Below are 20,692 nucleotides of genomic sequence, written 5' to 3' on the forward strand. Positions count from 1 at the left end.
GTTACTTGGGCTGGAAGGCACCGATGGTCAGCAGGTTGATCTCCGTGTTGGTGCAGGCGTCCAGTTGCTGTGGGATGAACAGCGACGCGGTGTCGTTGGGCGGGTAGACCCGGAATCCTGCCGCCGGTGTCTGGGTGCAGTCCGGGTAGTTGGCGGCCTGGGTGTAGCGCAGGGTGGCTGTGCCGGCCTTGCCCGGGGCAAGCGTGACGTCGGTGACCGGGCCCGAGTCGTCGCGGGTGGCGGCGGCCCCGATCGGCTCGCCGTCGGCCCCTGCTGTGAGGGAAACGCCCGCGAAGCCCTTCAGCAGGCACGGCTCGGTGCCGGAGTTGGTCAGGATCAGCTGCATGTAGATGCTGCCGGCCGCGCCGCCGCCCGTGGCATCGGTGGTGCCGGTCAGGCTTGCGGCCTTGCACAGCTGGGGGCCGCCCTTGGCGGTGGACGGTGCGGCGGCCGCAGTGGATTCCGGCGCGGCGGCGGACGTCGCCGGCGGCTGGCTTGTTTCCGTGGCAGACGGGCTGGGCGGGGACGTGGCCGACTGGGCCTGCGTCGAGCTGCCCCCGCAGCCGCTAAGGAAGAGGGCCGCCGCGGCAGCCGTTGTCACAACCAGTGCGTGCTTCATTCGCTGAGACCTCATGGCTCAACCATTATCCCCGCCGTTGCCTTAGTCAACGATGCCACTGCGGCGGGGCCCGATTGATGTCCGGATTGTGATTTCCCGGCATCGGCCGAGGTCAACTGCGCCGCGCGCTATTTCCCGGAGCCGGAAAGAGGCTGCCCTAGTCGGTCTCGGGCCCCGAGCAGTAGTGGCAGTCGTCGGGGCAGGAAGCGGCCCAAGGGTCCGCCCCGGCCGCGGACCCAGACAGGATTTCCGGCTGCCGTGCCAGAGCCGTTGGCCGGTCAGTCGCCAGCATGGCCGGCTCCTTCGGGGTCTGCCACGCTCAGTTCAAAGCCGTCGGCAACGTGGAACAGCTGCCGGTGCCCGCCGTCGGAGAGCACCCATACGACGTCGCCGTCGGGCGTGCGGTTGTCGACGAGGCCCGCGTGCTCGAGGCGGCCGCCGCGGTGGAGGTGGACGGCGTCGCCGATCTCGACGTCGTCCCACTGGGCGGCGCTGCCGGAAGGGCGGTTATTCTGCAAGGTCATGAGGAGTCCTGAACGGTGACGGGAAACGAGGATGTGACTTAGCTAACCGTGGATTGGCCTCCCGCCTCAATGGTCAAGTGAATGAGACACTTACTTACTGTTGTGCACAAGTCCAGGGATGGAAGTCCGGGCGGGTGCCCCGGGCAAAACTCCGGACGCTAGGCGGCCGTCTGCGTGCCCGTGCGGGCTGCGCGCCGGGTCAGCCAGGCAAAGGTGGGCGGGGGCGGCGGCGGAACAGCCGCTGGGCCGGTCGCAGTGCGCCCCGAGACGCTCCCCGCTGCCGCGCGGCGCCGGCGCAGCTCCAGGGCGAGGCTCTCCTGGCCGCGGGCCATCGCCCAGCGGTGGTTGGCGGCGAAAGCCGGCTTCAGCAGCCAACTCAGCTGCCGCAGCAGGGGCTTTGCGGCACTGACGCGCCAGTCGTAGGTGATGACCGTTTCTGGTCCGTCTTCTTCAAAAGTCCAGCGGCCGGTGCCGTTGAGGTCGCCGGCAGCGGTGAGGGCGAAGCCGCGGCCGGTGATTGGCTCCGTGACCGTCAGGGTCCAGCGGAGCGTATAGGGCAGCCAGCCCTTCGTGTGCAGGCGCGTGGGGCGCGGAAGGCCGGGGGCGGGTTCGGGGCCGCCGGCCACCGGCTCGGCGCTGAGGTAAACGGATGGCCACCACAGGGGCAGGGTGGTGGCATCACCCAGGGCGGCCACGACCTCCTCCGGCGTGCCCGCCACCCGCCAGACGGTCCGGAACTCATAATCTGTGCTGCCCATCGGGGCCTCCCGAAGTGTTCCCTGCCGCGGGTGCAGCCGCGGCAGGCGCGGATCGATGCACGAGACCGTACTCAGAAGGACGTGCCCGGTCAATGGTGCCGGCGGAAAACCTGGGTGGGCCCGGCCGCTATGGAGCCAGGGGCTCGCTAGCGGCGCCGGGTGCTCTGCCGGGCAACGAGCTCCGGCGTGAACACCACTTGGCTGTGCACGTGCCCGGGCTGGTCGTTGATCTCGTCGAAAAGGAGCTCGGCGGCCCGCTCGCCGATGAGCTGCCGTGGCTGGCTGATGGAGGTCAGCGGAATGCTTGATTGGGACGCAAAGTCGATGTCGTCGAAGCCGACAATGGCGATGTCCTCGGGAACGCGGACCCCGTTGGCGGCGAAGGACTGCAGGAGTCCGAGCGCCAGTTGGTCGTTGGCGGCAAACACGGCATCTGGCCGCACGGCGGCCTCGAGTTTGCTGATCAGATCGCCCACCTGGCGTCCGCGATCAAATTTCAGGTCGGGGGTTTCGAACAGCTGTATGGGGACCCCGGCCCGTTCCGCCGCCTCAGCGGCACCGCGGTAGCGGTCCTCGACCTGCTGCAGCGTAAAGGGGCCGCCGACGAACGCCGGGCGCACCGAGCCGACGTCCAGGAGGTGGGCCAGTGCGGCCTTGCCGCCGGCAACGTCGTCCACCGAGACCGAGCAGAACTGGTCCGTCCTGGCGAGCCGGTCAACGAGAACCGAGGGAATGCCCCGGGAACGCATCGTTTCGAGCCGTTCAAGAACCTGCCCGAATGGGGTGATCAGGATCCCCTGCACGCGCTGCTGCTCGAAGAGGTCGAGATAGGCCTGCTCCCGCCCGGAGTCTTCGGCGCTGTTGGCCAGGATCAGGGAGTGCTTGTGGTCCTCGGCGACGTTTTCGGCCCCCATCGCGACATCGGTGAAGAAGGGGTTGCGGACGTCCAGCACCAGCATGCCCAGGCTTCGGGTGGATCCGGAGCGCAGCGACCGGGCAGATTCGTTCCGCACGAAACCGAGCTCGTCGATGGCGGCAAGGACACGGTTCCTCTTGTCCGGGGAGACTTGCTCCGGCCGGTTGAGGACGTTCGAGACAGTGCCGACGGAAACGCCCGCCAGCGCGGCAACATCCTTCAGCTTTGCACCCGGGCCCCCTGGCACGCGGACCTCCCTCTCACTGAATCGAATCAATCCGTTCGCTCAATGCTACGTCCTTCATAGTGTCCGTCCTCACGTTGGCATCTTGACACGCGATGGAAACAAGCCCTAACGTGTGAGGAGGTTCACAAATGAATCGATTCATTACAAAGGAGTAACGGACATGGCCGAAGCACAGGACGCCAAGGTTCGGAGCAGCCGGAGTGTTGAGGAAGCCGACGTTCCCTTGCTGGAACTGCGGGACATCCACAAGTCCTTCGGTGCCGTGCACGCACTGCGCGGCGCAAGCCTGAGCCTGTACCGGGGCCAGGTCACCGCGCTGGTCGGCGAAAACGGCGCCGGCAAATCCACCCTGGTCAAGACCCTCGCGGGTCTGCACCAGCAGGACCGCGGCGAGGTCCTGCTCGATGGCGAGGAGGTCTCGTTCCGCGATCCGCTCCATGCCCGCGAAGCCGGGATTGCCGTCATCTACCAGGAACCCACCATGTTCCCGGACCTCACGGTCGCCGAAAACATCTTCATGGGCCGGCAGCCGCTGCGTTCGCTGGGTCGGATCGACCGGAAAGCGATGCGCCAGCAGTCGCTGGAACTTTTTCAGCAGCTCGGAGTGAAAATCGATCCCGACAGGGCTGCGCAGGGTCTCTCGATCGCCGACCAGCAGGTGGTGGAAATCGCCAAGGCGATTTCGCTCGACGCCCGGGTCCTGATCATGGACGAGCCGACGGCGGCGCTCAGCGGCGTCGAGGTTGACCGGCTTTTCGCCGTCACCCGGACCCTGCAGGCCCAAGGGTCCGCGGTGCTCTTCATTTCCCACCGCTTCGAGGAAGTCTTCGCCCTGGCGGACTGGATCACCGTGATGCGCGACGGCGCGCACGTCGCCACCGCCCCGGCCGCCGACCTGACAGTTGATGGCGTGATCCGGCAGATGGTCGGCCGCGACGTCGCCTCCCTGTTTCCGAAGCAGGAAACGACGATCGGGCCCACCGCCCTGGAGGTGAAGGGGCTCAGCCGCAAGGGTGTCTTCTCTGACATCTCCTTCACGGTGAAATCCGGCGAAATCGTCGGCCTCAGCGGCCTTGTCGGCGCCGGGCGTTCCGAGGTGGCGCGGGCTGTCTTCGGCATCGACAAATACGATTCCGGCGAAGTGCTGGTCCGCAACGAGCCGCTCAAGTCCTTGTCTCCCCGGGCATCAATGGCCGCCGGACTCGCGTTCGTGCCTGAAGACCGGCGCAAGCAGGGCCTCGTCATGGAGCTGAGCGTGAGCCGCAACCTTACGCTCACGCTCCGCAAGAAGCTGAGCCGCTTCGGTCTCCTCACCAGCCAGGCCGAGGCCGGGGCCACCAAGGAATGGGCCAAGAAGCTGCAGATCAAGGCGGGGTCCCCGGTGTCCCCGATCTCGACTCTCTCCGGCGGCAACCAGCAGAAGGTCGTCCTGGGCAAGTGGCTGGCCACCGGCCCGCGCATCCTGATCATCGACGAACCCACCCGCGGCATCGACGTCGGCACCAAGGCCGAGGTCCACCGGCTCATCTCGGAGCTCGCCGGCACCGGACTCGCCGTCCTCATGATCTCCTCGGAGCTGCCCGAGATCCTGGGCATGTCGGACCGCGTACTGGTGATGCACGAGGGACGGATCACCGCAGAACTCAGTCGCAACGACGCCACGGAGGAATCCGTCATGACGGCCGCCACGGGAGTCGACCCGAACACCAAGGAGACAACAGCGTGACCACCCTAACCCTGCAACGCCAGCCGTCCACGGCCTGGCTGGGGACATTGACCCGATCCCGTGAGTTCAGCGTGTTCCTTGCGCTGGTGATCCTGATCGCCGTCACGGTCGCCGCCAACCCCCGGTTCCTGGGCCCGCAAAGCATCAAAGACCTGCTGCTGAACTCCTCGATCCTGGTCATCCTCGCCGTCGGCCAGGCGATCGTGATCGTGACGAAGAACGTGGACCTCTCGGTCGGTTCGGTGCTCGGCCTGACCGCCTTCGCCACCGGAAAAATCTTCATCGCGCTTCCCGACCTTCCCGTGATCGCAATGCTCGCGATCGGCATCGCTTTCGGTGCCCTGCTCGGAGCCGTCAACGGCGCGCTGATCGCGGTGGCCAAGGTGCCCGCCCTGGTGGTGACCCTGGGAACCCTGTATATCTTCCGAGGTGTTGACTTCGCCTGGGCCCAGGGCCAGCAGATCAGCCCGTCCAACCTGCCGGCAGACTTCCTGGCACTCGGTGCCGGCGCCTTTCTGGGCCTTCCCTATCTGGCCCTGATCGCCCTCGCCGTCGTCATCTCCTTCGGCCTCTACCTGAACAACCGGCGCTCCGGCCGCGAGTTCTACGCCATCGGGTCCGACGTCCAGGCCGCCCGGCTGTACGGAATCCGGGTCGGGCGGAGGGTCTTTTACGCCTTCGCGATCTCCGGCGCCCTCGCCGGACTCGGCGGAGTCATCTACGCGGCCAAGTACGGCAACCTGGACGCCACGGCGGGCCAGGGCCTTGAACTGAACGTCGTGGCGGCGGCTGTGGTTGGCGGGGTGGCCATCGCCGGCGGTGTCGGCACGGTCTACGGGGCCGCACTGGGCGCCGTCCTCCTGACCACCATCACCTCGGCCCTTCCCGTCCTGGGAGTCTCGCCGTTCTGGCAGCGGGCCATGATCGGCGTCCTGATCCTGGCCTCGATTGTCCTGGACCGGTACCTTGCCCTGCGCACCGAGCGCCGTCTGAGAGGACACGATTCACATGCTGGTTGATACAGCACCGCCGGCAGAAGAAACCCGCCGCGCCCCCCGCTTCGGCTTCCTGCGCAGCTGGGACGCCGCCATCATTGTGGCCCTCGTGGCCAGCATCATCGTGGCGTCCCTGACCGTGAGCGGCTTCGCCACGTCCCGCAACGTCGGGTTCCTGCTCATCGACATCATCCCGGTCCTGCTCCTGGCCCTGCCGATGACCCTGATCATCATCACCGGCGAGATCGACCTCTCCGTCGCCAGCATCGCAGGCTTCACCAGCTGCGTCTTCGGAGCGCTCTGGAACGCCGGTATCCCCATGGAAACCATTGTCCCCTTGTGCCTTGTGCTCGGCGCCGTGTCCGGGGCGCTCAACGGATTCCTGGTCTCCGTGGTCGGCCTGCCCTCCCTGGCCGTGACCATCGGTACCCTGGCGCTGTACCGGGGCCTGGCCTTCGTTGTCCTGGGGGACCAGGCGGTCACCAGCTTCCCGCGGGCCATCACCACGGCCCTGCAGGCGAAGATCGGCACCACGGGCATCCCCGTCTGGATCCTGCCGGTCATTCTCCTGGTCATCATTTTCGGCATCGCCCTGCACTTCACCGGCTTCGGCCGCTCGTTGTTCGCCATCGGCTACAGCGTCGACGCCGCCCGTTTCTCGGGCATCGGCGTCGCCCGGACCAAGTTCTGGCTCTTCGTCATCTCGGGCCTGATCGCGGCGGCCGTCGGCATCTGGTGGACCCTGCGCTACGGAAGTGCACGCGGCGACAACGCCACCGGCCTGGAACTGTCGGTCATCGCCGCAGTCCTGCTTGGCGGCGTGTCCATCTTCGGCGGCAAAGGCACCCTGCCTGGCGTGATCGCCGGCGTCGGGCTCCTCGCGATCCTCCGCAACGCGCTGCAGCTCGCCAGCGTCCCCGAGGACACCCTGTCCATGCTCACCGGCGGCCTCCTGATCCTCGCCGTCGTCGCCCCCAACGCCATCAGCTGGCTCCGATCGCTGTCCCGAAAAGCGTCAACGACCTGACCCTGTCCACACACCACTGCAACAACGACTTTCATTGAAAGGCACCACCATGAAATTCATCCCCTCCACCAGATCCCGTCGCCTCGCGCCGGCCTATATCGCCGTCGCCACGGGCCTCGCGCTGGCGCTGAGCGCCTGCGGCGGAACCACCAACACCTCCAGCACCGCCGGCAGCGGAGGCGCCACCTCCAGCGCCTCCGCAGACCCCAACGCGACGATCAAGGAAGGCCTGAAAGTCGCGTTCCTGCCCAAGCAGCTGAACAACTCCTACTTCACCGTCACGGACCGCGGCGGCAAGAACGCGGTCGCCGAGTACAAGGGCACCTTCTCCGAGGTGGGCCCGTCCGAGGCCAGCGCCTCCAGCCAGGTGAGCTACATCAACACGCTCACGCAGCAGGGCACCGAAGTCATTGCGACCTCCGCCAACGACCCCAAGGCCATCTGTTCGGCGCTGGACGAGGCCCGCAGCGCGGGAGCGAAAGTTGTCACCTTTGACTCCGACACCGATCCCTCCTGCCGCGACATCTACATCAACCAGGCCACCGCTGAAGGTATCGCGTCCACCCAGATCAAGCTCATTTCCGATGCCATCGGTCCCGACGGCGGGGACATCGCCATCCTGTCTGCCACAGCCAACGCCACGAACCAGAACGCGTGGATCGAGCTGATGAAGAAGGAACTCCAGAAGCCCGAGTACGCAAAGCTCAAGCTCGTCGCGACCGCCTACGGCGATGACAATGCCCAGAAGTCCCAGCAGGAAGTCCAGGCGCTGCTCCAGGCCCACCCGACGCTCAAGGGCATCATCTCGCCTACGACCGTCGGCATCGCCGCTGCCGCCCAGTACCTCTCCGGCTCCGAATACAAGGGCAAGGTCCAGCTGACCGGGCTCGGCTTCCCGAGCCAGCTCAAGGAATTCCTGAAGGACGGCACCATGAAGTCCTTCGCCCTGTGGGATGTCGAGAAGCTCGGCTACCTCGCCGCCTACGCCGGCGCAGCCCTGGCTTCGGGCCAGATCACCGGCGCCGAAGGCCAGACATTCAAGGCCGGCTCCCTGGGTGAGTTCAAGATTGGCCCTGACTCCACCGTGCTGCTCGGCGATCCCACCGTCTTCACCCCGGAGAACGTGGACCAGTACAACTTCTAAGCTGCCGCGGCTCCGGCGCTGATTTCACGATCAGCGCCGGAGCCTGCGAAACAAATCCGCAGTATCCTATTGTGTGAATGAATCGATTCAATTAGAGTCGGAACCAGGAGAGATTTTCATGAGGGTGTGCTTCCGCTCCTCGGTCAAACCCAGCCAGATTCCCGAGTACCGGCGCCGCCACGCCGCCGTCTGGCCGGAGATGCTCCGGGAGCTCAAAGCGGCCGGCTGGAACAACTACTCGCTGTTCCTCGCCGGGGACGGGCTCCTTGTGGGCTACCTGGAATGCGACGACTTCGACGCAGCCCGGGCCCGCATGGCACTGACCGAAGTGAACGGCCGCTGGCAGGCGGAGATGGCAACCCTCTTCGAGGACAGCGCCCAGGCGCCGGACCAAGACTTCCTCCAGCTCACCGAAATCTTCAATCTCGAGGACCAGTTGTCCGCAGCCAGCGCCGCCGGGGACAACCACCAACCGCAGAAGGAACAACCATGAACACCACAGAAACGGCCCTGGGCCGCCTCGGGGAACTCGCCATCGAGGTCCCGTCCTGGGCCTACGGCAACTCCGGCACCCGCTTCAAAGTGTTCGGCACTCCCGGCACCCCGCGCACGGTCCACGAGAAGCTGGCCGACGCCGCGAAGGTCCACGAACTCACCGGACTCGCGCCCACCGTCGCGCTGCACATCCCCTGGGACAAGGTGGATGATTACGCGGCCCTGAAGGAGTTCGCGGCGGAGCTCGGCGTGGGACTTGGCACCATTAACTCCAACACCTTCCAGGACGACGAGTACAAGTTCGGCTCCCTGACCTCCTCTAATCCCGCGGTCCGCCGCCGCGCGATCGGCCACCACCTCGAGTGCCTGGAGATCATGAACGCCACGGGCTCGCGGGATCTGAAGATCTGGCTCGCGGACGGCACCAACTACCCGGGCCAGGACGACATGCGCGGCCGGCAGGACCGCCTGGCCGAGTCGCTGCAGGAAATCTATGCCGCCCTGGGTGACGAGCAGCGCCTGGTGCTGGAGTACAAGTTCTTCGAGCCGGCTTTTTACCACACCGATGTTCCGGACTGGGGTACCTCCTACGCCCAGACCCTGGCCCTGGGCGAGAAAGCCTTCGTCTGCCTCGACACCGGCCACCACGCCCCCGGCACCAACATCGAGTTCATCGTCATGCAGCTGCTGCGCCTGGGCAAGCTCGGCTCCTTCGACTTCAACTCCCGCTTCTACGCGGACGATGACCTGATCGTCGGTGCGGCGGATCCCTTCCAGCTCTTCCGGATCATGCACGAGGTCATCCGCGGCGGCGGATTCGGTAAGTCCGCAGGAGAGAATTCACGTGTCGCCCTGATGCTGGACCAGTGCCACAACCTGGAGGAAAAGATCCCGGGCCAGATCCGGTCCGTGCTCAATGTCCAGGAAATGACCGCCCGCGCCCTGCTGATCGACACCGACGCGCTCGCCGAGGCCCAGCGCAGCGGCGACGTCCTGGCCGCCAACGGCATCTTCAACGATGCCTTTTATACCGATGTCCGCCCCGCCCTGGCGCGGTGGCGTGAATCCCGCGGCCTGCCCGCGGACCCGATGGCCGCCTTCAAGGCCAGCGGTTACCAGAAGAAGATCAACGAGGACCGCGTCGGCGGCCACCAGGCCGGATGGGGCGCATAGGCATGAACATGCAAAACACAACAAACACGACTGTTGAAGAACTGATCTCCCGTTCCAACCGCCTCGGCGCGGACAAGCGGAACACCAACTTCGCCGGCGGCAACACCTCCGCCAAGGGCACCGAAAAGGACCCCGTGACCGGCGACGACGTCGAGCTCCTGTGGGTCAAGGGCTCCGGCGGTGACCTGGGCACGCTGAAGGCCGAGGGCCTGGCCGTGCTGCGGCTGGACCGGCTGCAGGCGCTCAAGAACGTGTACCCCGGCGTCGAGCGTGAAGACGAAATGGTCGCCGCGTTCGATTACTGCCTGCATGGCAAAGGCGGCGCCGCGCCGTCGATCGACACCGCCATGCACGGCCTGGTCGATGCCGCGCACGTGGACCACCTGCACCCGGACTCCGGGATAGCCATCGCCACGGCCGCCGACGGCGAGGCCCTGACCAAGGAGATCTTCGGCGAGAAGGTGGCCTGGGTGCCCTGGCGGCGCCCCGGCTTCCAGCTCGGCCTGGACATCGCCGCGATCAAGGACGCCAACCCGCACGCCGTCGGCACCATCCTCGGCGGCCACGGCATCACCGCCTGGGGCGCCACCAGCGAGGAAGCCGAAGCCAACTCGCTGTGGATCATCGAGCAGGCCGAGCAATACATCAAGGACCACGGCAAGAACGAACCGTTCGGTCCCAAGCTGCCCGGCTACGCCGCCCTCCCGGAAGCCGAGCGCCGCGCGAAGGCCGCCGCCCTGGCCCCCGTGATCCGCGGACTCGCCTCCACCGACAAGCCGCAGCTGGGGCACTTCAGCGACGACCCGGCCGTCCTGGCGTTCCTCGAAAGCGCCGAACACCCGCGCCTCGGGGCCCTGGGCACGTCCTGCCCGGACCACTTCCTGCGCACCAAGGTCAAGCCCCTGGTCCTGGACCTGCCCGCCGACGCCCCGGTTGAAGACTCTGTGGCCCGGTTGAAGGAACTCCACGCCGCCTACCGCGAGGACTACCAGGGGTACTACGACCGGCACGCAACCCCGGACAGCCCTGCCCTGCGCGGCGCGGACCCGGCGATTGTGCTGGTGCCCGGCGTGGGCATGTTCTCCTTCGGGGCGAACAAGCAGACCGCCAGGGTGGCGGGGGAGTTCTACCTCAACGCCATCAACGTCATGCGCGGCGCCGAAGCCGTCTCCACCTACGCCCCGATCGAGGAAGCCGAGAAGTTCCGGATCGAGTACTGGGCCCTGGAGGAAGCCAAGCTGGCCCGGATGCCCAAGCCGAAATCCCATGCCGGCCGGATCGCCCTGGTGACCGGGGCGGCGTCGGGCATCGGCAAGGCGATCGCCACCCGCTTCGCCGCCGACGGCGCGTGCGTGGTCATCGCGGACCTGAACCTGGACAACGCCCGGGCCGTGGCCGCGGAACTCGGCGGCGCCGACGTCGCGATCGGCGTCCAGGCCGACGTCACCGACGAAACCCAGATCGCCGCCGCCATCCAGGAAGCCGTCCTGGCCTTCGGCGGACTGGACCTGGTTGTCAACAACGCCGGGCTCTCCATCTCCAAGCCGCTCCTGGAAACCACGGAAAAGGACTGGGACCTCCAGCACAACGTCATGGCCAAGGGCTCGTTCCTGGTGGCCAAGGCCGCCGCGCAGGTGATGATCGGCCAGGAAATGGGCGGGGACATCATCTACATCTCCTCCAAGAACTCCGTGTTCGCCGGCCCGAACAACATCGCCTACTCCGCCACCAAGGCAGACCAGGCCCACCAGGTCCGGCTCCTCGCCGCGGAACTGGGCGAGTACGGGATCCGGGTCAACGGCATCAACCCCGACGGCGTGGTCCGCGGCTCCGGGATCTTCGCTGGCGGCTGGGGCGCCAAACGCGCCGCCGTCTACGGCGTGCAGGAAGAGGAACTGGGCAAGTACTACGCCCAGCGCACCCTGCTCAAGCGCGAAGTGCTGCCCGAAAACGTGGCCAACGCCGCCGCCGTACTCACCGGCAGCGAGCTCTCCCACACCACCGGGCTCCACATCCCCGTGGACGCCGGCGTGGCCGCGGCCTTCCTGCGATGAAAACCGTGCCACCAGCAGCTACTGCCCCGGCCCCCGCCGGGGCAGTTGCCGGCAGTGCTTTTGCCGCAATCGACATCGGCGCGTCCTCGGGCCGGGTCATCCTGGGCCGGATCGCCGGCAGTCCCGGCGGGGCGAGGGCCGTGCTGGAGACCGTGCACCGGTTCCCCAACGGGGTCAAGGAGCTCGACGGCGGCCTCCGCTGGGACTTCGACGCGCTGTTCGCCGAGGTCCTCGCCGGGCTCGCGGCCGCCGCCAGGGCGGCCGCGGCCCGCGGCGAGAGCATCGCCAGCATCGGGATCGACACCTGGGCGGTGGACTACGGGCTGGTCAACGCCGCCGGTGACCTGGCCGCCGCGCCGTTCAGCTACCGCGACGACCGGTCCCGTGCCGCCATCTCCCGGGTCCACGAAAAACTCGATCCTGCCCGGCTCTACGCCACCACCGGGCTGCAGTTCCTGCCGTTCAACACGATCTATCAGCTCGCCACGGAGCCGGCGCTGGAGGGGCTGCAGGCCCTGCTCATCCCGGATCTCATCGGGTTCCTGCTGACCGGCCAGCGCCGCACCGAGGCCACCAACGCCTCCACCACCGGGCTCTTCGACGCCGTCGCGGGGGAGTGGGCCACGGAGTTCCTGGCCGCCCTGGACCTGCCCACGAACCTGTTCCCGCCGCTGATCCAGCCCGGCGAGATCCTCGGCCCCCTGCTGCCGGAGACCGCGGAACGGACCGGCCTGCCCGCCGCGACAAAGGTCGTCGCCGTCGGCTCGCACGACACCGCCTCGGCCGTCGCCGCCGTCCCGGCGGACGCCGGAGGTGCGGACGCCGGAGGCGCTAACGAGAATTTCGCCTACGTCTCCTCCGGCACGTGGTCCCTGGTCGGCGTCGAACTGTCCCACCCGGTCCTGACCGAGGCCAGCCGGACCGCGAACTTCACCAACGAACGCGGCGTGGACGGCACCATCCGCTACCTGCGCAACGTCGGCGGCCTCTGGCTGCTCAGCGAATGCCAGCGCACCTGGGCTGCCGAAGGCTACCGGCCGGAACTGGTGGAGCTGCTCGACGCGGCCGCGACTCTTCCGCCCGGCGGGCCGGTCATCAACGCCGACGACCCTTATTTCATCGCCCCGGACAACATGCCCGAACGGATCCGGGCCGCGGTCCGGAACACCGGCACGGTCCTGCCGGAGCATCCCGCGCACATCGTGCGGTGCATCCTGGACAGCCTTGCCGCCGGCTACGCCCGGACCATCGCCGACGCCGAACGGCTCGCGGACGTCCGGGCCGGCGTCGTGCACATTGTGGGCGGCGGATCCCAGAACCGGCTCCTGTGCCAGCTCACCGCCGACGCCACCGGCAAACGCGTGATCGCCGGCCCCGTGGAAGCCACGGCCCTGGGCAACGTCCTGGTCCAGGCCCGCGCCGCCGGCGTGCTCAGCGGCGGGCTGGGGGAGCTGCGCGCTGTGGTGCGTGCCTCCCAGCACCCGGCGGAGTACGTGCCCTCAGCCCGGGCGGCCGCCAGCCCCGTCACCAGCGGAGGTGCGTTGTGAGGATCGCGCTTTTCGCCACGTGCATCGTGGACGCCATGTACCCGGCCACGGCCCGCGCCACGGTGTCCATCCTGGAACGCCTCGGCCACGAGGTGATCTTCCCCGCGGGGCAGGCGTGCTGCGGGCAGATGCACGTCAACAGCGGCTACCTCAAGGAGGCGCTGCCCGTCGTCGCCAACCATGTGAAGGCGTTCGAAGAAGATGAGTACGACGTCGCCGTCGCACCGTCCGGCTCCTGCGTCGCCTCCGTGAAGCACCAGCACGCCATGGTCGCCCGCCGCTGCGGGGACGCCGGGCTGGAAGCCCGGGCCGCCGCCGTCGGAGCCAAAACCTATGAGCTCTCCCAGCTCCTGGTGGATGTCCTGGGCGTCACGGACGCAGCGGCGCAGTTGGGCTCGTACTTCCCGCACCGGATCACCTACCACCCCAGCTGCCACGGCATGCGCCTGCTCCGGCTCGGCGACCGCCAACTGGACCTGTTGCGTTCGGTCGGCGGCATCGAACTGGCCGAACTGCCCGAGGCCGACCAGTGCTGCGGCTTCGGCGGCACCTTCTCGATGAAGAACGCGGACGTGTCTTCGGCGATGCTGGCGGACAAGACTGCCAACATCTGCGGCACGGGCGCCGACCTTTGCGTTGGCGGCGACGCGTCCTGCCTGATGCACATCGGCGGCGGACTGTCCCGGCAGGGCAGCGGCGTCACCACGATGCACTTCGCCGAGATCCTGGCCAGCACCCTCGAGATTCCCGCCGCCGTCTCCGGCGACGTCCGCCTCACCACCGGAAGGACCGCACGATGAGCGGCACATTCCTGGGGATGCCGTCCCTGCCGGTCTTCGGCATCGGCAACCTGCACGAACACGAGCCCTTCCCGAAAGCCGCCCGCCGCGAGCTCGGCAACCCCCAGCTGCGGGCCAACCTCGGCCACGCCACCCGGACCATCCGGGACAAGCGGCTGGCCGTCGTGTCCGAACTCCCCGACTGGGAAGAGCTGCGCGAGGCCGGCCGGGCGATCAAGGAATCCGTCATGGCCCGGCTGCCGGAGCTGCTCGAAGAGTTCGAGGCGAACTTCACCGCCCGCGGCGGGACCATCCACTGGGCCCGCGACGCCGGCGAAGCCAACAGCATTGTCGCCGCCCTCATCCGCGACCAGGGCGCCACCGAAGTGGTCAAGGTCAAGTCCATGGCCACCCAGGAAATCGGCCTCAACGAATACCTCGAAGAACAGGGCATCGCGGCTTACGAGACCGACCTCGCCGAGCTCATCGTCCAGCTGGACCACGACAAGCCCAGCCACATCCTGGTCCCGGCCATCCACAAGAACCGCAGCCAGGTCCGGGACATCTTCCTGCGCGAAATGGAGGGGGTAAATCCAGAGCTCACCAACGAACCGGCCCGCCTCGCCGCGGCCGCCCGGGCGCACCTGCGCCGCAAGTTCCTCAGCGCCAAGGTGGCCGTGTCCGGCGCGAACTTCGCCCTCGCAGACTCCGGGACCCTCGCCGTCGTCGAATCCGAAGGCAACGGGCGCATGTGCCTGACGCTGCCGGAAACGCTCATCACCGTCATGGGCGTCGAAAAACTGCTGCCGGGCTGGGAGGACCTCGAAGTGTTCATGCAGCTCCTCCCGCGGTCCTCCACGGGCGAACGGATGAACCCTTACACCTCGCTGTGGACCGGCGTCACGCCCGACGACGGGCCGCAGAACGTCCACCTGGTCCTGCTGGATAACGGACGCAGCGCCGCCCTGGCCGACGAAATGGGCCGCTCCGCGCTGCACTGCATCCGCTGCAGCGCCTGCATGAACGTGTGCCCCGTCTACGAACGCACCGGCGGGCACGCCTACGGATCCACCTACCCGGGACCGATCGGCGCGATCCTGTCCCCGCTGCTGACCGGGATCACGGCCGAGGAAAACAACTCCCTGCCCTATGCCTCCTCCCTGTGCGGGGCCTGCTACGACGCCTGCCCGGTGAAGATCAACATCCCGGACATCCTGGTGCACCTGCGCGGCGAGGACGTGGACAGCAAACGCGGCAAGCGCGGGAAGCGTGGGAGGGAGCGGCTGCCGAGCCAGATGGACCTCGGCATGAAGGCAGCCTCCTGGGCGCTGTCCTCCGGAAAGAACCTCGGCCTCGTGGAGAAGGCGCTGCCGCTGGGCCGGATCGCCGCCGGCCCGGACCGGAAAATCACTAAACTGCCCGGCATTGCCGCCGGCTGGACCCAAAGCCGCGACATCCCCGCACCGCCTGCGCAGTCCTTCCGGCAATGGTGGAACAAGGAACACCACGCCGCCGGACCCGTTGGAGGGGCCGCCCCGGCCGCCGGCACCGACACCCCCGGGCCGGAGTCCGCCGGCCCGGGATCAGCCGGAACAGAGGAGAACCCGTGAACGCGCGCGCCGACATACTCGACCGGATCCGCTCCGCCCTCCGGGACGCCCCGGCGGTACCGGAGGTGCCCCGCGACTACCGGCGGTCCTCCGAGCTGGACGAGGAAGAGCTCATCGAACTGCTGACGGACCGGCTCCTCGACTACAAGGCGAACGTTTTCGTTGAGGATGCCGCCGCGGTGCCGCTCCGGCTTGCCGCCCTCCTCGAGGGCACCGGCCGCTACGCCGTGCCCCACGGTCTGGACCGGGCGCTGTTCGCGGAGGCGGACGCGCACGACGGCGGCTCCGGCCGCCGCGTCACCGACGCACCCGGGCAGCGGCTCAGCGTCGAGGAGCTCGACCGGATTGACGCCGTCGTCACCGGCAGCGCCGTCGCCGTCGCCGAAACCGGCACCATCATCCTCGATGCCGCACCGGACCAGGGCCGCCGGGTCATCAGCCTCGTCCCGGACCGCCACATCTGCATCGTCCGGGCCGGGGACATTACCGCCATCCTGCCGGAGGCCCTCCGCCGGCTCGACGGCACCCGCCCGCAGACCTGGATCAGCGGCCCCAGCGCCACGAGCGACATCGAACTCGAACGCGTCGAAGGCGTCCACGGCCCCCGGAACCTGGACGTGGTGATCGTCCGCGGGTAGAGGCAGGAGACCGGGGCCCTGCTTCCCTGCCAGCGCGAGGGAAGCGGGTCTCTGGTTGGCGGTGATGGCCCCGGAAAGTCGTTTGCCCCGATCACTCAGAGGAAACTCATGGTCTTCTCAGCCGGGAGTTGAACCATGGAAGCATGTACTTAGTCGACCCCAGAGCCTATGCGCATCGCCTAATGCACCCTGACGCGTGGTTCCGCGCGACAGTCCGCCGGCGCGTCCCCGCAAGGGACCACGCCCGCGACCAGCAGCCCACGCACTCCAGGTTCGACTATCTGGAAGCTGGCCTCACGGGAACACTGAGCACGGCCCAGTCACGGCGCAGGGCCAAGGAACTCGAGCAGGCCTTCCGGAACGGCGACGTTTCCTACGAGGACGCGTGCCTGGAGATGGAAGCACTCGACGGGGAGCCCTGAGCTCCTGCCCCGTACCCCGGAACCGTCCCGGAGCGTTCTCTTCGCGTAGGACCTCGCCCGGCACCTGAGCCGGGGAAGGAGGCCCGAATTGGGCTGGGCGTAGGGTGGAAGCTGGACGAAAGGAAGAATTCATGAAGAAAATCCTCATGGTATTGACCAGCGTTTCCGAGATCGGCGATACCGGAGAGAAGACCGGCTACAACGTGGCCGAGGCTGCACACCCTTGGAAGGTCTTCAAGGATTCCGGGCATTTCGTCGACTTTGCGTCCATCCAGGGCGGCCAGCCTCCGCGCGACGAGGTGGACTCGGAAGATCCCATCCAGGTCGCCTTCACAGAGGACGAGACCACGCGCGCCGGTCTGTACAACACTGCCCGCGTCGACGTCGTTGATCCCGACCAGTACGACGCCGTCTATCTCGTCGGCGGCCACGGCACGATGTGGGACTTCCCGGGCAGCGAAGGCTTGCAGAACCTGGTGGCCAGCGTCTACAACGCCGGCGGCCTGGTGGGCGCGGTCTGCCACGGACCGGCCGGCCTGCTGAACGTGGAATTGAAGAACGGGCTTCGCCTCGTCGAGGGCCGGAAGGTGGCCGCCTTCACCAACGACGAGGAGGTTGCCGCAGGGAAGGACAAGGTCATCCCGTTCTTTTTGGCTGACCGGCTTGAGGAACAGGGCGCCACCCACGTCTCCGCTCCTGTCTTTGAGGAGAAGGTCGTGGTTGACGACCGGCTGGTGACGGGCCAGAACCCGGCCTCGGCCGCCGGTGTGGCCAAGGAGATGGAGAAGCTCTTCGCAGCGGTCATCCACCAGGAAAAAGCCGAGGAACAGCACGACGCGGAGGCTCTGCGCGCCGAGAAGGACGCCGAGAAAGACGCCAAGAAGGCTGCCGCGGAAGCGGAGCACTAACACCCACAGGGCGCTGACGGCCACCCCGAAAGAGGGTGGCCGTCAGATGAACTACGTGCACCTGCAGCCACGCTGCCTAACGTATCGCCGACCTGCTTCAGGTTCCGGACAAAGCAAAAGCCCCTGGTTCCCTTGTAAACAAAGGGAACCAGGGGCCCGCTATCTGGCGGTGACGGTGGGATTTGAACCCACGTTGGCTTTTACACCAAACAACATTTCGAGTGTTGCACCTTCGGCCGCTCGGACACGTCACCAACCTGACTAGGGTACCGGAGCAAGGCGCCCATCCACAAAACGAGCCCCAACGGCCCCCGCCCGCCGACTCGCCGGAACCCGGCACCCTTCCCCGCGAACCGGCAGGGCACTAGATTCGTAAGCACAATGACTACTTCTGAACGGCACCCCACCGCCACCGCCTATTGGACCGTCGGCCCGGAACAAGGCGAGCTCAGGGGCGAGGAGCTGCCCACCCCCGGGCCCGGCGAGGCGCTGGTCCGGACCCTGTATTCGGGCATCAGCAAGGGCACCGAACTGGTGGTCCACCACGCGAGCGTCCCGGAGTGCGTCGCAGGTGCCATGGCCGCCCCCAACCAGGAGGGGGACTTCCCTTACCCGGTGAAGTTCGGCTACCTCACCGTGGGCGTGGTCGAGGACGGCCCGGATGGCTGGGCCGGGAAGACCGTCTTCTGCCTCTACCCGCACCAGGACCGCTTCATCGTCCCGGTCGAGTCCCTCACCGTGATCCCCGACGGCGTTCCGGCCCGCCGCGCGGTGCTCACCGGCACCGTGGAAACCGCGATCAACGGCCTCTGGGAGTCCGGGCCCCGCCTGGGCGACCGCGTCGCCGTAATCGGGGCCGGACTCGTCGGCGGGATGGTGGCCAGGCTCCTGGCCGGCTTTCCGCTCGCGCGGCTGCAGCTGATCGACGTCGACCCCGCCAAGCGCGCGTTCGCCGAAGCCCTCGGGGTCGACTTCAGCCATCCCGATGATGCCCTCCCGGACTGCGACATCGTGATCCACTGCTCCGCCTCGCAGGAAGGCCTGCAGCGGAGCCTGCAGCTGGTGGGCGACGAAGGCGACATCATCGAAATGTCCTGGTACGCCGACCGGATGGTCACCCTCCCGCTGGGGGAGGACTTCCATGCCCGCCGCCTGTCCATCCGGGCCAGCCAGGTGGGAATGGTGGCCCGCGCACGGCGGCACCGCCGCACCAACGCCGAGCGCCTCGCGCTCGCCGTGTCCCTGCTCCAGGACCCGGTCTTTGACGTCTTCCTCACCGGATCCTCGCCGTTCGCGCAGATCCCCGGCGTCGTCCAGCGGCTCGCCGACGGGACCCTGGACGCCCTGTGCCACGTCATCGAATATCCGTCCCGGGACGCTCAATCCGCCGACCAGCCCGCCGAGTTCAAATCCGCCGACCAGCCCACCGAAGCCACGAGGTAGCCCGTGTTTAGTCTGACCGTCCGCCGCAACTTCATGATCGCCCACAGCCTTCCGCGCGAAGTCTTCGGCCCGGCCCAAGGCCTGCACGGGGCCACGTTCGTCACGGAAGTGACCTTCCGCCGTCGTGAGCTTAACGACGACGCGATCGTGCTGGACATCGGCGCGGCAGGGGACGCGGTGGACGAGATCCTGGACGAGCTGAACTACAAGAACCTCGACGAGCACCCGGACTTCTCCGGCAAGCTGAGCACCACCGAGGCCCTTGCCCGGTACATCGCCGACGCCGTCGCCGCCCAGATCCGCGTCGGCACGGACGGCCGCGACCTCGCCGGGCTGGACGTCACCCTGCGCGAGACCCCCGATGCCTGGGCCAGCTACTCGCTGGACTTCGACGCCCGCTAGGCCCCGCAGATGCCGCCGGCCAGCCCTCACATCCGACTTGTGGTGCCCGCCAACGTCCGGCACAACTCCGGCGGCAACGTCTACAACGCGGCGCTCGCCGCCGAACTGGCGGCCCTCGGTGCCGCGGTGGAAACCTGCCCGCTCGACGGCGACTGGCCGGGAGGCAGCGCGGGGGACCGGCTGCGCCTGGCCACGCTGCTGCATGCGGGGCCCGACGGCGGCCAGGCCAGGGCCGGTGGCCCCGCAACTGCCGGCGCCGCAACCGCCGGTTCCGCAGCCCGGGGCACCGTGACGGTGGTCGACAGCCTCCTCGCCTGCGGCGCGCCCGACGAACTGGAAGCGGCCGCTGCCGCCGGAAACCGGGTCTGGATCTTGCTGCACATGCCCCTGCCGGACCACCCGGAGCGCGAACGCAGGGCCCTGCAGGCCGCTGCCGGCGTGATCTGCACGAGCGGTTCGGCAGCGGCGGACATCCGCGCCCGCCACGGCCTCGACGGCCTACGCGTGGCCCTGCCCGGGACCGCGCCCGCACCGCTCGCGGCCGGCAGCCTGTCCACCGGCGTGCCGCACCTCATCGCCGTGGCGGCCCTGCTGCCGAACAAGGACCAGTCGCTCTTGCTGGACGCGCTCGCCCGGCTCACGGATGTGCCCTGGACGGCGTCCCTCATCGGCTCGGACACCGCCGATCCGGCCTACGCAGCACAGCTCCGGACCTCCGTGGAACGTCTAGGTTTGGCCGGGAGGGTCCGCATCCCGGGCGAGCTCGGGGGCCCGGCACTGGATGCTGAGTGGGATGCGGCCGATCTCAGCCTGTTGATTTCCCGGGCCGAAACCTACGGCCTGGTGGTCACCGAATCGCTGGCCCGCGGCATTCCCGTGGTGGTGCGCGAGGGGAGCGGAGCCGTCGAGGCGCTCGCCGCCGGCACCCTGCCCGGTTCGCCGGCGCCGGACTCTCCGGGGCCCGGGTTGCCGGGCGCCGCCGTCGGGCTCGGAACGGACCCCGCCCCGCTGGCGTACCTCCTCCGCCGCTGGCTGGACGACCCCGGTCTCAGGGACCGCTGGCGGGAGGCGGCAGCGGCCGCCCGGGGCCGGCTGCCCGGCTGGGACACCACCGCCCGGACCGCTCTGGGCTTCCTGTCCGCGGAACCCACGGAAACCACCGAAACCGTGAAAACCGGTGAAACTGGGCCGCCCAGAAACCATCCGGCGCGGGTTGATACGGCTTCTTGATACCGCTGACAGAGAAGCTGTTGGAGAATGAGCCC

Annotated in this window: 20 protein-coding genes and 1 tRNA gene; 16 read left to right on the forward strand and 5 right to left on the reverse strand. The window is 68.0% G+C overall.

Features of this window, described 5'->3' with window-relative positions; genetic code table 11:
* Position 1: 1 nt before the first annotated feature.
* From B5X90_RS21250 to B5X90_RS08425, 4 genes are all read right to left on the reverse strand, one after another.
* Entirely contained in the window at positions 2-619 is a 618-nt protein-coding gene (locus B5X90_RS21250; RefSeq protein ID WP_256860127.1) for a DUF4232 domain-containing protein, read from the reverse strand.
* 278 nt (positions 620-897) lie between these two features.
* A complete protein-coding gene (locus B5X90_RS08415; RefSeq protein ID WP_079551910.1) occupies positions 898-1,143 on the reverse strand; it encodes a hypothetical protein in 246 nt (81 codons plus the stop codon).
* A 158-nt stretch (positions 1,144-1,301) separates the two neighbouring features.
* Entirely contained in the window at positions 1,302-1,901 is a 600-nt protein-coding gene (locus tag B5X90_RS08420; RefSeq protein ID WP_079551913.1) for an SRPBCC family protein, read from the reverse strand.
* Positions 1,902-2,047: 146 nt separating this feature from the next.
* Positions 2,048-3,064 carry a LacI family DNA-binding transcriptional regulator gene (locus B5X90_RS08425; protein WP_218670191.1) on the reverse strand — a complete coding sequence of 339 codons (1,017 nt, stop codon included), beginning with the start codon at positions 3,062-3,064 and terminating at the stop codon, positions 2,048-2,050.
* 160 nt (positions 3,065-3,224) lie between these two features.
* Here B5X90_RS08425 and B5X90_RS08430 point away from each other — a divergent pair, with 160 nt between their 5' ends.
* The 13 genes from B5X90_RS08430 (at position 3,225) to B5X90_RS08490 (ending at position 17,582) form a co-directional block, all read left to right on the forward strand.
* A complete protein-coding gene (locus B5X90_RS08430) occupies positions 3,225-4,790 on the forward strand; it encodes a sugar ABC transporter ATP-binding protein (protein ID WP_079551915.1) in 1,566 nt (521 codons plus the stop codon).
* Positions 4,787-5,809 carry an ABC transporter permease gene (locus tag B5X90_RS08435; protein WP_079551918.1) on the forward strand — a complete coding sequence of 341 codons (1,023 nt, stop codon included), beginning with the start codon at positions 4,787-4,789 and terminating at the stop codon, positions 5,807-5,809. The genes B5X90_RS08430 and B5X90_RS08435 overlap by 4 nt, the downstream gene beginning before the upstream one ends.
* Positions 5,799-6,812, forward strand: a complete 1,014-nt coding sequence (locus B5X90_RS08440; protein ID WP_079551921.1) for an ABC transporter permease — start codon at positions 5,799-5,801, stop codon at positions 6,810-6,812. Before B5X90_RS08435 ends, B5X90_RS08440 begins: the two co-directional genes overlap by 11 nt.
* A gap of 49 nt (positions 6,813-6,861) precedes the next feature.
* Positions 6,862-7,956, forward strand: a complete 1,095-nt coding sequence (rhaS, locus tag B5X90_RS08445) for a rhamnose ABC transporter substrate-binding protein (protein ID WP_079551923.1) — start codon at positions 6,862-6,864, stop codon at positions 7,954-7,956.
* Positions 7,957-8,074: 118 nt separating this feature from the next.
* The gene (locus B5X90_RS08450) at positions 8,075-8,449 is read left to right on the forward strand and encodes an L-rhamnose mutarotase (RefSeq protein ID WP_079551925.1); all 375 of its coding nucleotides are present in this window, start codon (positions 8,075-8,077) and stop codon (positions 8,447-8,449) included.
* On the forward strand, positions 8,446-9,624 hold the full coding sequence (rhaI, locus tag B5X90_RS08455; RefSeq protein ID WP_079551927.1) for an L-rhamnose isomerase: 1,179 nt from the start codon (positions 8,446-8,448) through the stop codon (positions 9,622-9,624). Before B5X90_RS08450 ends, rhaI begins: the two co-directional genes overlap by 4 nt.
* Before the next feature lie 8 nt (positions 9,625-9,632).
* The gene (locus B5X90_RS08460; protein ID WP_256860128.1) at positions 9,633-11,678 is read left to right on the forward strand and encodes a bifunctional aldolase/short-chain dehydrogenase; all 2,046 of its coding nucleotides are present in this window, start codon (positions 9,633-9,635) and stop codon (positions 11,676-11,678) included.
* A gap of 5 nt (positions 11,679-11,683) precedes the next feature.
* Positions 11,684-13,225: a rhamnulokinase gene (locus B5X90_RS08465; protein ID WP_256860129.1), complete on the forward strand. Its 1,542-nt coding sequence runs from the start codon at positions 11,684-11,686 to the stop codon at positions 13,223-13,225.
* Complete coding sequence (locus tag B5X90_RS08470; RefSeq protein WP_079551934.1) at positions 13,222-14,025, forward strand: (Fe-S)-binding protein; 804 nt, start codon at positions 13,222-13,224, stop codon at positions 14,023-14,025. Before B5X90_RS08465 ends, B5X90_RS08470 begins: the two co-directional genes overlap by 4 nt.
* Positions 14,022-15,614, forward strand: a complete 1,593-nt coding sequence (locus B5X90_RS08475; protein WP_079551936.1) for a LutB/LldF family L-lactate oxidation iron-sulfur protein — start codon at positions 14,022-14,024, stop codon at positions 15,612-15,614. Before B5X90_RS08470 ends, B5X90_RS08475 begins: the two co-directional genes overlap by 4 nt.
* Complete coding sequence (locus B5X90_RS08480) at positions 15,611-16,252, forward strand: LutC/YkgG family protein (RefSeq protein ID WP_079551938.1); 642 nt, start codon at positions 15,611-15,613, stop codon at positions 16,250-16,252. The genes B5X90_RS08475 and B5X90_RS08480 overlap by 4 nt, the downstream gene beginning before the upstream one ends.
* Before the next feature lie 182 nt (positions 16,253-16,434).
* On the forward strand, positions 16,435-16,674 hold the full coding sequence (locus tag B5X90_RS08485; protein WP_143264688.1) for a hypothetical protein: 240 nt from the start codon (positions 16,435-16,437) through the stop codon (positions 16,672-16,674).
* 131 nt (positions 16,675-16,805) lie between these two features.
* The gene (locus B5X90_RS08490; RefSeq protein WP_079551942.1) at positions 16,806-17,582 is read left to right on the forward strand and encodes a type 1 glutamine amidotransferase domain-containing protein; all 777 of its coding nucleotides are present in this window, start codon (positions 16,806-16,808) and stop codon (positions 17,580-17,582) included.
* 164 nt (positions 17,583-17,746) lie between these two features.
* Here B5X90_RS08490 and B5X90_RS08495 read toward each other — a convergent pair.
* Positions 17,747-17,836, reverse strand: a tRNA-Ser gene (locus B5X90_RS08495).
* Between the two features lie 127 nt (positions 17,837-17,963).
* Here B5X90_RS08495 and B5X90_RS08500 point away from each other — a divergent pair.
* Genes B5X90_RS08500 through B5X90_RS08510 form a run of 3 tightly spaced genes read left to right on the forward strand, consistent with a single transcriptional unit; the run spans position 17,964 to position 20,657 of the window.
* Positions 17,964-19,025 (forward strand): dehydrogenase, encoded by a 1,062-nt coding sequence (locus tag B5X90_RS08500; RefSeq protein WP_079551943.1) that lies wholly within the window; start codon positions 17,964-17,966, stop codon positions 19,023-19,025.
* A gap of 3 nt (positions 19,026-19,028) precedes the next feature.
* Positions 19,029-19,427: a 6-pyruvoyl trahydropterin synthase family protein gene (locus B5X90_RS08505; protein WP_028277767.1), complete on the forward strand. Its 399-nt coding sequence runs from the start codon at positions 19,029-19,031 to the stop codon at positions 19,425-19,427.
* 39 nt (positions 19,428-19,466) lie between these two features.
* On the forward strand, positions 19,467-20,657 hold the full coding sequence (locus B5X90_RS08510) for a glycosyltransferase family 4 protein (RefSeq protein ID WP_372702881.1): 1,191 nt from the start codon (positions 19,467-19,469) through the stop codon (positions 20,655-20,657).
* Positions 20,658-20,692 lie beyond the last annotated feature (35 nt).

The sequence above is a fragment of the Arthrobacter sp. 49Tsu3.1M3 genome (assembly GCF_900168135.1).
Taxonomy (GTDB): domain Bacteria; phylum Actinomycetota; class Actinomycetes; order Actinomycetales; family Micrococcaceae; genus Arthrobacter.